Genomic DNA, 16147 nt, shown 5'->3' on the forward strand with positions numbered 1-16147 from the left:
TGGCCTAGATGTTGAACCCCAAGGCCTGCATCTGATTCCGGCCGTCGACAAGGTTCTTCAGCACTTCATCAATCTGCGCTTCGAGTAGATCGGTCAGCGGGCAGGCAGGCGTCGTCAACGTCAGGTCGATTTCCAGGACTGAATCGCCGTCGAAACACCGTCCGTAAAGCAGGCCCAGGCCAACAATGTTGACTCCCAGCTCGAGGTCATTCACGTCCTTGGGTGCTTCGTCGATTTCTGCGATCGGCCACGTTGCGCTCTCATGTGCACCATTTGCGGCTTCGGACATGCGCTGCTCCCCGATTCTGCCCCGGGTACCCCTTTCCCTTTCGGCTCTTCCACGAGATACCAGAAGGAATGCAGGCCCCTCGGGCGTTAACGAACAGAACCGCTCACCCCCGTAGGGAGCAAGCGGTTCTGCTTGAAACAGCCTAAATTAGATGTTGAAGCCCAGGGCTCGCATCTGATCGCGACCGTCATCGGTGATTCGTTCTGGACCCCAAGGCGGCATCCAGACCCAGTTCAAACGGTGGTCGTCTACAACGCTCTCCAGCGCCTGGCCGACCTGCTCTTCGATAATATCGGTGAGCGGGCAAGCGGCGGTTGTCAGCGTGAGGTCCAGCAAGAGTACGCCGTCATCCGCGTACTTCAGGCCGTACAGCAAACCCAGGTCGACAATATTGACACCCAGTTCAGGGTCAATGACGTCCTTGAGCGCTTCCTCAACGTCTTCCAGAGGAGTCGTAGCGGCTCCCGTGCTCTGTTCGGTCGATTCGCTCATGATTGTAACCTTAGGCCTTGACGTTCAGGTAACGGTCGTAGCCTTCTTCTTCCAGACGGTCAGCCAGTTCCGGGCCGCCCTGTTCTGCAACTCGGCCATCCACGAACACGTGCACGAATTCTGGCTTGATGTAGCGCAGGATGCGGGTGTAGTGGGTGATGAGCAGGGTGCCCATTTCGTTCTCGTCCTGTGCGCGGTTAACGCCCTCGGAGACAACCTTCAGAGCGTCGACGTCCAGGCCGGAGTCGGTCTCGTCCAGCACTGCGAACTTGGGCTTGAACAGTTCCAGCTGCAGGATCTCGACGCGCTTCTTCTCGCCGCCGGAGAAGCCTTCGTTGACGTTACGGCCAGCGAAGTCGGCATCGATCTTCAGCTTGCTCATAGCTTCCTTGACGTCCTTGGTCCAAGTACGCAGCTTTGGAGCTTCGCCGTCGATGGCGGTCTTGGCGGTACGCAGGAAGTTGGTCATGGTTACGCCTGGTACCTCTACCGGGTACTGCATAGCCAGGAACAGGCCAGCCTTGGCGCGCTCATCGACGCTCATCTCCAGGACATCTTCACCATCGAGGGTGATGGAGCCGGAGGTGACGTTGTAGCGCGGGTGGCCAGCGATGGTCGAAGCCAAGGTCGACTTGCCCGAGCCGTTAGGGCCCATGATTGCGTGGGTTTCGCCGGTCTTGATGGTCAGGGTTACACCCTTGAGAATTTCCTTCTCGCCCTGCTCGGTGTCAATCGAGACGTGCAGGTCCTTGATTTCCAGAGTAGACATACGTCGTTCCGTTTCTTTCTAAAAAGCGCTAAGGCTAAAAAGCTGGTGAAGCGAGCACTACCTAGTTCTCGGTAGCAGCCAATTCTTCTTCGATGGTGTCGGTCAGTCGCTCCTGCAGAGCCTCATCGCCGATCTGCTGAACGATTTCGTTCAGGAATCCGCGAACTACCAAGCGGCGTGCGGTCTTTTCATCGATGCCGCGAGCCATCAGGTAGAAGAGGTGCTCATCGTCGAAGCGGCCGGTGGTCGATGCGTGGCCAGCACCATCGATCAGACCGGTTTCGATTTCAAGGTTCGGAACCGAATCAGCGCGGGCGCCATCGGTCAGAACCAGGTTGCGGTTGGCTTCGTAGGAGTCGGTACCAACAGCAGCCTTCTGGATCAGCACATCGCCAACCCACACGGTGTGTGCGTCCTTGCCCTGCAGCGCACCCTTGTACAGCACGTTCGACTTGCAGTTGGCCACAGCGTGGTCAACGAACAAGCGGTGCTCCAGGTGCTGGCCGGCATCTGCGAAGTACAAGCCGTAGAGCTCGATCTCAGCGCGTTCGCCGGTGAAGCGAGCCGACGGGTTCACGCGAACCAGGTCGCCACCGAAGGAAACAACAATGTGCTTGAACGAAGCGCCAGCAGCTACCAGCGCCTGCTGCGAGGAAGCGTGAACGGCGTCATCTTCCCAAGCCTGCAGGGAGATCACGGTCAAGCGGGCGTTGGCCTGGACGTCGAACTCGACGTTCTGTGCCAGCACTGCCGAACCGACGTGGTCCAGCACAACAGTAGCCTCGGAATTTTCCTCGGCAACAACGATGAGGTGCTGAGCCGCCGCTGCCAGCGACTCGCCGGTGATGCGCAGGGTTGCGTTGGCACCTTCGGCGTTCTTCGGGATCGTCACAACGTGGGTCTCGGAAGCGAACTTCCAAGCGTTGGCCGACACGCGGTCATCCGGGGTATGCGCAACACCGTTCAGCGCGTCGCCAGCCGGAACAACCGACAGCTTGGCGATTCCGTTGCCGGCGAGCTCTATCTTGGGAGCCGCGCCGGTGAGGTCATCGCTGTGCAGGCCCTTCAGGCGCTTGAGCGGGGTGAAGCGCCAGTCCTCTTCACGACCGGTCAGCTTGGCGAAGTCATCTACATTGGTGCTGGTCAGTCGACCGGCACGCGATGAATCGGGAACTCCAACTCCGCCGCCGTGGCTGTGCGCCTTGGTGGAGGCACCGGCCAGCGGCGAGCTGTCGTTGTCGTTGATCGGCGAAAGGTCTTCGCCCTCTTCGGTGAATCCAGGAATCGATGGTGCGCCGATGCGCGCCTTCTCTGCTGGGATATGGGTGGTGGTCTCCGACATTCTTAGCCGACCGATCCTTCCATCTGAAGTTCAATAAGGCGGTTCAGTTCCAGCGCGTACTCCATAGGCAGCTCGCGTGCGATTGGCTCAACGAAGCCGCGCACGATCATTGCCATGGCCTCGTCCTCGGCCATGCCGCGGGACATCAGGTAGAACAGCTGCTCTTCGGAAACGCGCGAGACGGTCGCCTCGTGGCCCATGGTTACGTCGTCCTCGCGGACGTCGATGTACGGGTAGGTATCCGAACGCGAGATCTGGTCGACCAGCAACGCGTCGCAGACCACCGAGTTCTTGGTGCCCTTGGCGCCTTCCTGGACCTGGACCAGGCCGCGGTAAGCCGAGCGGCCACCGTTACGAGCCACCGACTTGGCCACAATGGCCGAAGAGGTGTTCGGAGCGATGTGGACCATCTTGGATCCGGTGTCCTGGTGCTGGCCCTCGCCGGCGAAGGCGATGGACAGGGTCTCACCCTTGGCGCGTTCGCCAACGAGGTAAACGGCTGGGTACTTCATGGTGACCTTCGAGCCGATGTTGCCATCGACCCATTCCATGGTGGCGCCTTCTTCGCAGACGGCACGCTTGGTCACCAGGTTGTAGACGTTGTTCGACCAGTTCTGGATCGTGGTGTAGCGAACGCGGGCGTCCTTCTTCACGATGATTTCCACAACGGCAGAGTGCAGCGAATCCGACTGGTAGATCGGTGCGGTGCAACCCTCGATGTAGTGAACGTAGGAGCCCTCATCAGCGATGATCAGGGTGCGTTCGAACTGGCCCATGTTTTCCGTGTTGATGCGGAAGTAAGCCTGCAGCGGGATCTCCACGTGTACGCCCTTCGGGACGTACACGAACGAGCCGCCGGACCACACGGCAGTGTTCAGCGAAGCGAACTTGTTGTCGCCCGCTGGAATGACCGAGCCGAAGTACTCCTGGAAGATCTCCGGGTGCTCCTTCAGTCCAGTGTCGGTGTCAAGGAAGATGACGCCCTGGGCTTCAAGGTCTTCACGCAGCTGGTGGTAGACAACCTCGGACTCGTACTGGGCGGCAACGCCGGACACCAGACGCTGCTTTTCAGCCTCTGGAATACCCAACTTGTCGTAGGTGTTCTTGATGTCTTCTGGAAGTTCTTCCCAGGAGGTCGCCTGCTTCTCGGTGGAACGCACGAAGTACTTGATGTTGTCGAAATCAATACCCGAGAGGTCTGGACCCCAGGTAGGCATTGGCTTGCGATCGAAGTACTTCAGCGCCTTCTGGCGACGCTCCAGCATCCATTCTGGCTCGGACTTCAGGGCGGAAATATTCGCCACTACGTCCTTGTCGACGCCACGGCGCGCATTTGCACCCGCGTCGTTCTTGTCTGACCAGCCGTATTCGTAATTGCCGATTCCGTGGAGTTCGGGGTTCTTCTCCAGAATTTCGGAAATTACACCCGGGTCGGCAGACTCCTGTGCAATCTGATCCGTCATCGCGGCCTCTCCTGCTTCGTGAACTGAATTCGAGTTCTTTTCTCAGCGCGCATTGGCGCCTTTTCACGCCCCACAGGGATGTGGGTCGTGCACACGTGTCCTCCACCGGCCAAGGTCGACAGTCGTCGGACGTCGACGCCTAGCAAGCGGGCGAACATTTCCGTTTCCATGTCGCAAAACACTGGAAACTCTCGTGCCAAGTCTTGTATCGGGCAGTGTCCCTGGCATAGCTGCACGCTATGCATCAGGGCAGTTGCCACTTTGGTATCCACTTTTCGGGTGTATCCCACGAATCCATCTGCACTGAGCAAATTGCCCAGCACCTCGGCTCGTGCTTCCAGCCCTTCAACGCCGACCAGCGCCTTGGCGTATCGGTCTTCCATTGATGCGAAGCGGTTACGCGCAAACTTGCGAATCGCGTCCTCTCCGGCCGCATCGCCGAGCATCTTCAATGCGTCGGAAGCAATCTCCAGGTAATCGTTGCCCAACTTCGTCTGCCCGCGGTGCGAAAGCACGTAGCGACGCGACGGACGTCCAGCACCGGTTTTCTGGTTGGCTACCAGTTTCACCTCTACGAGTCCCGATTTTGAGAGCGCGTCGAGGTGACGGCGGACCGCAGCAGGCGTGAAGCCCAGCTTGCTTCCAAGCTCGGCAGCACTGACCGGCCCGTCCTCGAGTACTGCGTACAGGACGCGGTCGCGCGTACGCTCCTCGGTATCCCCAACTGCGCCAACTGTCGCGGCAGTGGAGCCACTAGCTGATTCTGAATTTGATGAATACACAACACAATCATGCGTAAATTTTTGCTCTAGGTCTAGTAAGGAAGGACTTACTAAGGACATGCTTGCCCGACTAGTGCGTTACATGAATCGAACCTCTGACACTTCCATTGTCCCGCCCACCTCAACGGAACTCGAGGGTTGGTGACAAAACACTCAGCTCAGCCAGTTCGACATGTCGTAGAATGTTTCAGTGTCTTCTGTAACTCCCAGCCTTGTCATCAACGAGCTGGCTAAAGATTTAGGTCCAGTCCCCGCCTTGGACAATCGCATGTTGCGAGTCCTGGAGTCGGTGTCCCTAAAAGCTTATCCGGGTCAGGTCACCACGCTTTTAGGAGCTAACGGAGCCGGCAAATCCACGACCCTCGCTTGTGCCCAGGGGCTGCTTCAGCCCGAAGGTGGAACCGTCGAACTCCTGGGCCAGAACCCCTTCGGCGACAATCCCGAATTGCGTTCCCGCGTCGGAGTCATGCTCCAAGACGGAGGGTTGCCACCCTCAATGCGACCGGTTCCGCTCTTGAGGCACGTCGCTTCCCTCTATCAGAAGCCCATTGATATTGATGCGTTGATCACACGGTTGGATCTCGAATCATTTGGCACCCGCACGATCCGCCGTCTCTCTGGTGGCCAGAAGCAGCGCGTCGCCTTGGCCCTGGCGCTGGCCGGAGATCCGGAAGTGCTCTTCCTCGATGAACCAAGTGCTGGGCTGGATCCGCAGTCCCGCCAGGTAGTCTTCGACCTCATTGCCGAACTTCGCGATGCAGGAAAGGCCATCATCCTCACCACCCACCTCATGGATGACGCGCAACGCCTCAGCGACTACGTCTACATCATCGACAAGGGCTGCACCGTGGCGCAAGGCACCGTGGCCGAGCTGACGGCCCGCGCTGCCGAAGACCAGGACACCCGCCCGGTGTCCTTCTCCGCCCCAGCAGGGCTGCGCCTACCTGAACCACCGGCAGGATTGCACCTGGAGGAGACCGGAGCCGGCCAATACCGGCTCGACGGGGTCAACTCCCCCGAACACTTGAACTGGCTAACCCATTGGTGGCTCCAGGAGGGCATTTTGCCAACCGAGCTCAACTTGCAGTCACGAAGCCTCGAAGACGTTTTCCTTGAAATCGCACAGAAGGAGGGAAGGGCATGAGCCAAACACAGGCACGCTCCAATGCTGTCTCGCCACTGCGCCGAATCCTGAACCAGGGTAAATACGAATCCATCCAGATGCTCAGCAATGGCGAACAGCTCATTCTCGCTGTTGTCATGCCGCTCATTGCGCTCTTCGTGCTCACCCTGACCGATCTGGTCAAGGATGTCGCAGACCGCAGCATTGATGCCGCCGTTCCTGGCGTCTTGGCCTTGTGCGTCATTTCGACGGCTTTCACCGGGCAGGGAATTGGCACCGGATTTGACCGCCGCTATGGCGTGCTGACCATGTTCTCCACTACGCCGCTGGGGAAAACCGGACTGATTTTCGGCAAGGTCATTGCCGTGCTGTCGGTCCTGCTGATCCAGGTCGTCTTAATCTGCTCTGTCTCCTTGTTGTTCCTGGACTGGCATCCGAACCCTTGGGGCATTGCTCCGGCTATACTCTTCCTGCTCTTGGGCGCAGCCGCGTTTACCGCGCTAGGCCTGCTGATTGCCGGCACCGTCCGCCCTGAAGCGACGTTGGCGATCACCAACCTTGCCTGGATCCTGCTGGCCGGTGCCGGCGGTGTCCTCTACCCCTTGAGCATGGCCCCTGATTGGGCCCAGCCAACCCTGAATGCGCTGCCATCGGCAGCGCTGGGCGATGCCATGCGCGATGCCCTGATCCACGGCCAGTTCAGCATTGCTGGCCTTATCTTCTTGATCCTTTGGTCAGCAGTTGGCTCCTTTGCAGCCATCAAGCTGTTCAAATGGAGCTGACCACCACCCAAATTCCGAAAAGGGAGATTTCAATGTCTTCAGCCCAAGCCACCCAGAGCTGGGCCGATAAACTGCCCACGAAGGTCACTCGCCTCGTGCATGGTCTCGCGATCGCATCCCTGATCTCGCAGATTGGCATTATCGTCACCGGTGGAGCCGTACGCTTGACGAATTCGGGCCTCGGCTGCTCCCACTGGCCCAATTGCGTTCCCGGTTCGATGACCCCTGTCCCGGAAATGGGCATCCATGGAATCATCGAGTTCGGCAACCGCCTGCTGACCTTTGTCCTGCTGGTCATCGCTGTCGCGTTCCTGATCTCCGTCTGGAAGATGCGCCCTACCCACCGCACCCTGTTCAAGCTGTCCATCGGCTTGCTCGCCGGCATCGCGTTGCAGGCACTCATCGGAGCCATCACCGTGTGGACCGGACTGAACGCTTGGGTCGTTTCGGTGCACTTCCTGATTTCCGGCGCACTGGTCATCATGGCAACATTCCAGGTGAACCGCACCGCCAAGGAACTGAAGAACCGCAAGTGCGATCAGAGCAGCAAGTCGATCCGCCAGCTCTCCTTCGCCGCATGGATCTTCTCCCTGCTCGCAGTGGCATTCGGAACTATCGTGACCGGCACCGGACCGCATGCAGGCGATGCCGATGCCCCGCGCCACTTGTTCGATCCGCTGCTGGTAACCCGCATGCATACTGCTCCGGTGTACTTGCTCGTTGCCGCAACCATCGTGGTGCTGATTCTGGCCTACAAGCAGGGCGGAAACATCCAGCTTCGCATCGCCATCTGGTGGCTTGTCGCGGCAATTGCGGTCCAGGCAGCAATTGGCTACATCCAGCATTTCAATGGGCTGCCAGTCGCCCTGGTACTCTCCCACATGCTCGGCGCGAGCTTGCTGCTTGCCGCCTCCGCAAACGTCTGGGATCGGGCTGCCATCCTTCCGGAATACCAGCGCAACGATTCCGAGAATCCTGAGTAAATGACTGGGGGTTGCCCTGCACTCGATGTGCAGGGCAAACCCCAGTTGCTTAACGCTGTCCCCCGGCCGTTCCACGGCGCGTGAACCACATCAAACCATAAAGTCCAAAGAAGAAATAGACTGTTCCGGCTAGCCAGAATGCCGCAAGCAGCAGCCCTTGATCCACGGTGGAAACCGCAAGAAGGGCGGCACCGTTAGCGCAGGTAGCCCATAGAGCAATCCGGGAATTGGACAAGAACCCGATGCCGCAGGCCAAGCCCAGGGCAAGGTATGCGTACACGGCGACGTTCGGCTCGATACTCGTGAACGATGCGGCTCCCAGGAGCACGACTGGCAATAGCAGAGCAGTGCCACCAATGATGCGGATCAATTTCGAACGCGGTTCTCGATTCACCGATTTGGAAGAACGCCCATTGATTCCGACTAGCATCCATGCTGCGACCATTGACGGGATATAGAAGATTCCACTGCTGGTAATGAATCCGGCAACGAGCGCTGTCATGCACAAGGCCGCCGCGTAGCCGTAGATTCGTGCCGCTTTTCCCTTCATGGCCGCGGTGGCCGCTACGCCAAGTCCGAATATTGCGAAGATCAGCAGTTGCAATGCGCCTTGCTCATATATCGAGTCGTAGCTACTGCCCTCACCTTCTGGCACAGAAGCGCCAAAAATCAGGTCACCCAGGGTATCTGCCAGAGTCGTATCGATGATGGAGACAAGGACACCGAGGACCAGTGCCACCGCACCGAGCACCAAGCTATTCCTGCGTAGGATGGCCCGCTCCTGCGGAGCCGCGTACTCGGCCATCAGAGGGGCTGCAACAGCTTCAGGACTGCCTAGCGCGGCGAGGATTTGGTCATCATCCCTGCCTAGGGCTCGGCCATCCTCGATATGCTGCGCCACATCCTCCAGAAGCTCTACGCCCATATCCCTTGGAGCACCGCGCAGGAGCTTCCCCAATTCCCGCAAATACGCTTCCGCGCTGTACTGCTCAGCTGTCGATGCCATGTTGCTCTCCAAGTAGATCGGTGACTTGCATTGAAATTGCTTCCCATACCCCGCGGAACTCTCCAACCATCAGATGCCCGTGCTCGGTAATGGTGTAGTACTTCCGTTTGCGTCCCGACGCGCCTTCTTCCCAGTAGGTTTCTACCAGCCCAGTGGCTTTCATGCGCGCCAGCAACGGATACAGGCTCCCCTCGCCGGCGGTAAGCTTCCGCGCGGTGAGCGCTTCTGCCAGCTCCAACCCGTATTTATCTCCGCTGGCTAACGAAGCCAGCACACAGTATTCAAGGACGCCCTTGCGTATATTCGTGGCGATTTTCTCGCGTTGATCGGACATGCGATAACCATACCTTGCGTAGCAAGACTTGCATAGCAAGATCTAGTCTTATTTCCCTCGATGAGAGTAATTTCTGCCTAAACGCATAGTGCGCATGCATTGGCCGACGCGAAGGGCAACTACGCTCGAACGCAGAAAAGCGCCCTTCCTGGAATCCATTTTCATTTGGATTCCAGGAAGGGCGCTAACCGACGCTCAGCTGCGGCGTTGAACCTAGCCGAACAGCGGGCTACCCACGAACGGGTCAATGGCCAAGGCCAGGAATACGATCGACAAGTAGGTGATGGAGATATGGAAGACCTTCATGGCCTTGCGGTTGATCTCAGCCGGCTTATGGTCGCTCTGCGCTTCGCGGTAGAGCACGTGCGATTCGTAGACGAACCAGATGCCCGCGCCACCAGCGATTGCAGTGTAAACGATTCCTGCGCTACCCAGTGGGACCAGCAGCATCGAGCAAACGACAGTGGCCCAAGCGTAGAGCACAACCTGTACCGAAACGCGGCGAGCGTTGGCGATCGCGCCCAGCATAGGCACTGAAGCCGCGTTGTAGTCATCCGCATACTTCATGGACAGCGGCCAGTAATGCGGCGGGGTCCAGAGGAAGATCACCAGGAACAGGATGATCGCTGGCCATTCAATTGTGTTGGTCACTGCGGCCCAAGCGATCAGCACAGGCATGCAGCCGGCGATGCCACCCCAGACAATGTTCTGAGCGGTACGGCGCTTGAGGATCAAAGTGTAGAACACGACGTAGAGGAGGATTGCAGCCAGGCCCAAGACGGTCGTCAGCGGATTGGTGCCAACCCAGAGAACCACCAGGGAGGCTATGGCCAATACCCAAGAGAAGACCAGTGCTTCCCTCGGGGTGAGGTCCCCAGTGACTAAAGGGCGCCCCTTGGTACGCTTCATCAACTTATCCATATCGCGATCGATATAGCAGTTGAATGCACCAGAAGCACCTGCGGCCATAGCTCCACCAACAAGGGTGGAGATCATGAGCCAGACGGAGGGGAAACCCCGTTCGGCAAAGATCATGGTCGGAAGGGTGCTCACTAGCAGCAACTCGATTACGCGAGGCTTCGTCAACGCCACGTAGGCATTGGCCTTGCGCTTCAGAAAATCGCCGGCATTCTCATCAGGCTGACGCGATGCGCGGGGCACTGATGCTGCGGCGACACTTTGAGTCTTCAATTAAACGCACTCAGTTCTTCACGGGTACAAGACAGACACTGTCATTCTACGCTGGATAGAAATTGATTGAAACTCCCCAGGAGAGGATCACAGTTGAAAAATGGTGATTTGGCTCAATTCAAGACGCTACAATCGCCTGCCCGGCGGCTAGCCATGCACCTTTGCGGCTTCACGCTCCCATCGGATTCTGCTCCTCGAACCGATCTTCCGCAGGCGGCCCCCGCCCCAACCAGCGTTTCCCGCGTACCGTTGCAGCACGCCAAAGTCGACAAGCCGGGAGCCTTCGATGGAATAACCCCGCGCGGCGGGAGAACTCATCCAGTTCCAAATGCCCAACAGCATTTCGGCAGATTGCGCGCGGTCCCCCGGACCCTGCTCCCAAATGAACAAAGATGGCAACTGATGGCCGCTAGTGGAACAAATCTTGTTCTTTGTAGCGTTGGCTGGTTGCCGTGCACCGGCTGGCAGAAGTGCCCGGCCACCCATATCCCCCGGCTGCCACCTGCGCACGAATGCGCAGAATGCCTGAGCAATTCGCTCACGCCGTGGCATGAATAGCCGTATCAAGTCCACCTTCTGCGCAAACCGAATAATTCTGTGTCATCTTGCTAAATCCAACGCCCCAATACGCCTTTTCGCGATAGAGTTGACTCAGATTGCGCCGTCGCGACCTGCATCCCTCTGAATAAAGCACAGCCGGAGGAAGCAGGAGGCGACGGCGTATTGCGTGTCAGCGGGAGATATCTCCCGTCCAAGCCTGAATGGAAGGAACGCCGCTGTGGCGACTGAATCCTTAGTTGAAGAATTCTCACTGACCGAGTTGGACCGTAAGGCCATCGACACCACCCGTGTCCTGGCAGCCGACGCCGTCGAAAAGGTTGGCAATGGCCACCCCGGTACCGCAATGAGCTTGGCTCCGGCCGCCTACTTGATTTTCCAGAAGCACCTGCGCCACGATCCGAAGGATCCGAACTGGATCGGCCGCGACCGTTTCGTGCTTTCCCCGGGCCACACCTCGCTGACCCTGTACCTGCAGCTGTTCCTCTCGGGCTACGGTCTGGAGATGGAAGACATCGAAGCGCTGCGCACCTGGGGCGCCAAGACCCCGGGCCACCCGGAGTTCGGCCACACCGCCGGCGTTGAGATCACCACCGGTCCGCTGGGCCAGGGCCTGGCTTCCGCCGTTGGTTTCGCCTACTCCCAGCGCCGCATGCGCGGCCTGCTGGATCCAGCTGCCGAGGCAGGGACCAGCCCGTTCGACCACACTGTCTACGTCATCGCTTCCGATGGCGACCTGCAGGAAGGCGTCACCTCCGAGGCCTCCTCGCTGGCCGGCCACCAGGAACTGGGCAACCTCGTTGTGATCTACGATGACAACAAGATCTCCATCGAGAACGACACCGACATCGCCTTCACCGAAGACGTGCTGGGCCGCTACGAGTCCTACGGCTGGCACACCCAGCGCGTGGACTGGACCGTCACCGGAGAATACGTCGAGGACATGGCCGCACTCGATGCTGCTGTGCGCGCCGCGAAGGCCGAGACCTCCCGCCCATCGATCATCAGCCTGCGCACCATCATCGGATGGCCATCGCCGACCAAGCAGAACACCGGCGGCATCCACGGCTCGAAGCTGGGTACCGACGAAGTTGCCGGCCTGAAGACGATCCTGGGCTTCGACCCCGAGAAGAACTTCCAGATCGAGGACGATGTACTGGCTCACGCCCGCGAGGTCGTAACCCGCGGTGCACAGCTGCACGCCTCGTGGAACGAGACCTTCGAGGCCTGGAAGTCCGCCAATCCGGAAGAAGCCGCCCTGCTTGAGCGCCTGCAGGCTGGCGAATTGCCAGAGGGCTGGACCGAGAAGATCCCGACCTTCGAGCCAGGCGCCACCATGGCTACCCGCGCCGCGTCGGGCAAGGTCATCAACGCGATAGCCGATGAATTGCCAGAACTCTGGGGCGGCTCTGCCGACCTCGCCGGTTCGAACAACACCACCATCGAGACCGCGAAGTCCTTCGCTCCCGAGCGCCGCTCCACCGATTCCTGGTCCGCCAGCCCGTACGGCCGCGTGCTGCACTTCGGCATCCGCGAGCACGCCGCCGCCTCGATCGTGAACGGCATCGTGCTCTCCAGCCCGACCCGTGCATTCTCCGGAACCTTCCTGATCTTCTCGGACTACCAGCGTCCGGCGATCCGCTTGGCCGCGCTGATGGGTGTCCCCTCGATCTTCGTGTGGACCCACGACTCCATCGGCCTGGGCGAAGACGGCCCGACCCACCAGCCAGTGGAGCAGCTCGCGTCGCTGCGCATCATCCCCAACTTCGACGTCGTCCGCCCGGCGGATGCCAACGAAGTCGCCTACGCATGGCGCGGCATCCTCGAGCTGACCGGCACCCCTTCGGGCATCGTCCTCTCCCGCCAGAACCTGCCAATCTACGACCGCGCGGCCACCGGCTTCCGCGGCGCCGAAGGCACGCTGAAGGGCGGCTACATCCTCGCCGAGGCTGTGCGCGATGGCGCGGAGACCACCCCGGATGTCATCTTGCTGGCCACCGGCTCCGAGGTCGAGCTCGCCATCGAGGCCCGCGAAGCCCTGGCTGCCAAGAACATCGCGGCCCGCGTCGTTTCGCTGCCGTCGCTGGAATGGTTCGCCAAGCAGGACGCGGCCTACCGCGAAGAGGTCCTGCCGGCAGCCATCACCGCCCGCGTTTCGGTTGAAGCCGGCGTGGCCCAGGGCTGGCGCGAGCTGGTCGGCGCGCACGGCGAAATCATTTCGCTGGATCACTTCGGCGCTTCCGCCGATTACAAGAAGCTGTACTCCGAGTTCGGCATCACCACCGAGGCTGTTGTAGCCGCTGCCGAAACCTCCATGCAGAACGCTGCCAAGTAAGGAACCGAAGTAAAGATTATGAGCAACCCGAATACCCAGGCCCTGTCCGATGCCGGCGTCTCCATCTGGCTGGACGACCTTTCGCGTGAACGGCTGACCAGCGGCTCGCTGGCCAAGCTGATCGAAGAGAAGAACGTGGTCGGCGTGACCACCAACCCGGCAATCTTCGCGGCATCGCTGTCCAAGGCAGAGGTGTACGGCGAGGCCATCGCCGAGCAGAAGCACCGCTCGGTGGAGGACGCAATCACCGAGATCACCAGCGACGACGTGGCAGCTGCCTGCGATCTGTTCAAGGGCGTCTACGAGTCCTCCCAGGGCTTCGACGGCCGCGTGTCCATCGAGGTCGATCCCCGCCTGGCTCACGAGACCGCACCGACCATCGCCCAGGCCAAGGCCCTGTACGAACGCGTGAACCGCGAGAACGTGCTGATCAAGATCCCGGCAACCGTCGAGGGCCTGGAAGCCATCACCGAAACCATTGCCGCCGGCATTTCGGTGAACGTCACCCTGATCTTCTCGCTGGAACGCTACCGCGAGGTCATCAACGCCTACCTGCTGGGCTTGGAGAAGGCCCACGCTGCCGGCGTGGACCTGTCCAAGATCCACTCGGTCGCTTCCTTCTTCGTTTCCCGCGTGGATTCGGAAATCGACAAGCGCCTGGACGCCATCGGCACCGATGCCGCGGCCGCCGTGCGCGGCCAGGCCGGCGTGGCCAATGCCCGCTTGGCTTACCAGGTCTTCGAAGAGTCCTTCGCTTCGGCACGCTACGAGGTGCTGGCAGCTGCCGGCGCCAACGTCCAGCGTCCGCTGTGGGCTTCGACCGGCGTGAAGGATCCTGCCTACCCATCGACCCTGTACGTGACCGAACTGGTCGCGCCGCAGACCGTGAACACCATGCCGGAGAAGACCCTGGACGCCACCGCGGCTGAAGCCGAGGTGCGCGGCAACGCGATCGCCGGCGGCTACGATGCGGCCAACCGCGTGCTGGACAAGCTCGCTGCACTGGGCATCGACTACAACGAGGTCGTGGACCTGCTCGAGGTCGAAGGCGTTCAGAAGTTCGACGTCGCATGGAACGAGCTGCTTGAGGACATGGCTGTGGCATTGAAGGGAGCCAAGTAGATGGAGCTTGGTCTGGTAACCTCCGGCGAGGCCCTGGCCTCCGTCGATGCGTTGCTCCCGAAGCTGATCGAAGCGAAGATCGGCAGCCGCATCGCCGCCCAGGACCCGACCATTTGGGGTCCTGAGGCAGAAGCTGAATCGGCCATCCGCCTCGGTTGGGTCAACCCCTTCGAGGCAGCTGGCAAACTGATCCCGCAGATCCTGGATCTGCGCGATGAGCTGCAAGAAGAGGGCCTGACCCGCATCGTGCTGTGCGGCATGGGCGGCTCCTCGCTGGCTCCTGAGGTCATCACCGCCCATGACGAGGTGGAACTGGTCATCTGCGACACCACCGATCCGTCGATGGTCAAGCAGATCGTGGAAACCGATCTGCAGCGCACCGTCGTGGTGGTTGCTTCCAAGTCGGGTTCCACCGTGGAAACCGATTCGCAGCGCCGTGCGTTCACCGCAGCTTTCCAGGCTGCCGGCATCGATCCGGCGACCCGCTTGGTGCTGGTCACCGATCCGGGCTCGCCCATGGATAATCCTGATGGCGTGCGCGCGGTATTCACTGCGGATCCGAATGTCGGCGGGCGCTACTCGGCGCTGACCGCTTTCGGCCTGGTCCCTTCGGGCCTGGCCGGCGCGGACATCGAAGCCCTGGTTGAAGAATCCGGGCTGATCAACGATGTGCTGGCCCTGGACGACGAGGACAACCTCGCGCTGCACCTGGGTGCCGCCATGGCTACCGCGGGCCGCGACAAGCTGCTGATTGCCTGTGTGGGCGATGCCCTGCCGGGCTTCGGCGACTGGGCCGAGCAGCTGATCGCCGAGTCCACCGGCAAGGAAGGCAAGGGCGTGCTGCCTGTTGCCGCGCATGTGGATGCACCGGAGCTGGCGAACCCGGCTCAGGACGTGCTGCCGCTGTTCGTCTACGACGCGCTGCCTGAGGATTTCGACGAGGACGCCACCGCCGTGCACTTCAGTGCACCGCTGGGCACCGCCTTCATGATCTTCGAGTACGCCACCGCCGTGGCCGGCTACCTGCTGGGCATCAGCCCCTTCGACCAGCCTGATGTCGAGGCCGCGAAGATCGCCGCCCGTTCCATGCTCGATGCTCCGGCGCAGAGCGCACCGGATGCAGTGGACGGACCAGTTGAGCTCTACGGCACCGGGGCCAAGACCTTGGAGGCGGCTGTGGAGCAGCTCGCCGCGCAGCTTCCGGCAGACGGCTACCTTGCCATCCAGGCATACCTGAACCGCAATGCGGACCAGGAGCTTGCCGCGCTGCGCGATCTGCTCGCCAAGAAGACCGGCCGTCCAGTCACCTTCGGCTGGGGTCCGCGCTTCTTGCACTCCACCGGCCAGTACCACAAGGGCGGCCCGGCACAGGGCGTGTTCTTGCAGGTCACCGCGGATCACAAGGAAGACCTTGGGATCCCGGAGCGTCCGTACACCTTCGGCGGCCTGATCACCGCCCAGGCGATCGGCGATGGCGCAGTACTGGCTGACGCCGAACATAACCGCCCAGTGCTGCGCGTGAACCTCACGGACCGCGCCGCCGGAATCGCTGCCCTGCTAGAGGCAGCGAAGTAAG

General features: G+C 60.5%; 15 protein-coding genes. 6 read left to right on the top strand and 9 right to left on the bottom strand.

The genetic code is table 11. The features are described from left to right. Positions 1-4: 4 nt before the first annotated feature. From EDF61_RS11520 to EDF61_RS11545, 6 genes are all read right to left on the bottom strand, one after another. Positions 5-289 (bottom strand): metal-sulfur cluster assembly factor, encoded by a 285-nt coding sequence (locus EDF61_RS11520; protein ID WP_105656642.1) that lies wholly within the window; start codon positions 287-289, stop codon positions 5-7. A 147-nt stretch (positions 290-436) separates the two neighbouring features. Continuing rightward, positions 437-781 carry a metal-sulfur cluster assembly factor gene (locus EDF61_RS11525; RefSeq protein WP_133834193.1) on the bottom strand — a complete coding sequence of 115 codons (345 nt, stop codon included), beginning with the start codon at positions 779-781 and terminating at the stop codon, positions 437-439. Positions 782-791: 10 nt separating this feature from the next. Next, positions 792-1550, bottom strand: a complete 759-nt coding sequence (gene sufC / locus EDF61_RS11530; protein WP_105656644.1) for a Fe-S cluster assembly ATPase SufC — start codon at positions 1548-1550, stop codon at positions 792-794. A 61-nt stretch (positions 1551-1611) separates the two neighbouring features. Continuing rightward, on the bottom strand, positions 1612-2892 hold the full coding sequence (gene sufD, locus EDF61_RS11535) for a Fe-S cluster assembly protein SufD (protein ID WP_133834194.1): 1281 nt from the start codon (positions 2890-2892) through the stop codon (positions 1612-1614). 2 nt (positions 2893-2894) lie between these two features. Continuing rightward, positions 2895-4355 carry a Fe-S cluster assembly protein SufB gene (gene sufB, locus EDF61_RS11540; RefSeq protein WP_133834195.1) on the bottom strand — a complete coding sequence of 487 codons (1461 nt, stop codon included), beginning with the start codon at positions 4353-4355 and terminating at the stop codon, positions 2895-2897. Then, positions 4352-5137, bottom strand: coding sequence for a helix-turn-helix transcriptional regulator (locus EDF61_RS11545; protein WP_105656647.1), 786 nt, complete (start codon positions 5135-5137; stop codon positions 4352-4354). The genes sufB and EDF61_RS11545 overlap by 4 nt, the downstream gene beginning before the upstream one ends. A gap of 190 nt (positions 5138-5327) precedes the next feature. Here EDF61_RS11545 and EDF61_RS11550 point away from each other — a divergent pair, with 190 nt between their 5' ends. The 3 genes from EDF61_RS11550 to EDF61_RS11560 are packed head-to-tail and all read left to right on the top strand — an operon-like array spanning position 5328 to position 8025. Continuing rightward, entirely contained in the window at positions 5328-6281 is a 954-nt protein-coding gene (locus tag EDF61_RS11550; RefSeq protein ID WP_133834196.1) for an ABC transporter ATP-binding protein, read from the top strand. Further along, positions 6278-7042, top strand: a complete 765-nt coding sequence (locus EDF61_RS11555) for an ABC transporter permease (protein ID WP_105656649.1) — start codon at positions 6278-6280, stop codon at positions 7040-7042. Before EDF61_RS11550 ends, EDF61_RS11555 begins: the two co-directional genes overlap by 4 nt. A 32-nt stretch (positions 7043-7074) precedes the next feature. Further along, positions 7075-8025 (top strand): COX15/CtaA family protein, encoded by a 951-nt coding sequence (locus EDF61_RS11560; protein ID WP_133834197.1) that lies wholly within the window; start codon positions 7075-7077, stop codon positions 8023-8025. A gap of 49 nt (positions 8026-8074) precedes the next feature. Here the strand turns inward: EDF61_RS11560 and EDF61_RS11565 are convergent, their stop codons facing one another. The 3 genes from EDF61_RS11565 to EDF61_RS11575 all read right to left on the bottom strand — a co-directional run bounded on the left by EDF61_RS11565 (position 8075) and on the right by EDF61_RS11575 (position 10526). Beyond that, on the bottom strand, positions 8075-9031 hold the full coding sequence (locus tag EDF61_RS11565; protein ID WP_133834198.1) for a DUF1700 domain-containing protein: 957 nt from the start codon (positions 9029-9031) through the stop codon (positions 8075-8077). Further along, positions 9015-9365, bottom strand: coding sequence for a PadR family transcriptional regulator (locus tag EDF61_RS11570; RefSeq protein ID WP_133834199.1), 351 nt, complete (start codon positions 9363-9365; stop codon positions 9015-9017). The genes EDF61_RS11565 and EDF61_RS11570 overlap by 17 nt, the downstream gene beginning before the upstream one ends. 213 nt (positions 9366-9578) lie before the next feature. Then, a complete protein-coding gene (locus tag EDF61_RS11575) occupies positions 9579-10526 on the bottom strand; it encodes a heme o synthase (RefSeq protein WP_133834200.1) in 948 nt (315 codons plus the stop codon). Between the two features lie 808 nt (positions 10527-11334). Here EDF61_RS11575 and tkt point away from each other — a divergent pair. The 3 genes from tkt to EDF61_RS11590 are packed head-to-tail and all read left to right on the top strand — an operon-like array spanning position 11335 to position 16146. Continuing rightward, on the top strand, positions 11335-13449 hold the full coding sequence (gene tkt, locus EDF61_RS11580; RefSeq protein WP_133834201.1) for a transketolase: 2115 nt from the start codon (positions 11335-11337) through the stop codon (positions 13447-13449). An 18-nt stretch (positions 13450-13467) separates the two neighbouring features. Next, positions 13468-14571 carry a transaldolase gene (gene tal, locus EDF61_RS11585; protein ID WP_105656655.1) on the top strand — a complete coding sequence of 368 codons (1104 nt, stop codon included), beginning with the start codon at positions 13468-13470 and terminating at the stop codon, positions 14569-14571. After that, entirely contained in the window at positions 14572-16146 is a 1575-nt protein-coding gene (locus tag EDF61_RS11590) for a phosphoglucose isomerase-related protein (RefSeq protein ID WP_133834202.1), read from the top strand. Position 16147 lies beyond the last annotated feature (1 nt).

The sequence above is a fragment of the Arthrobacter sp. JUb115 genome (assembly GCF_004365035.1).
In the GTDB taxonomy this organism is placed as follows: Bacteria; Actinomycetota; Actinomycetes; order Actinomycetales; family Micrococcaceae; genus Glutamicibacter.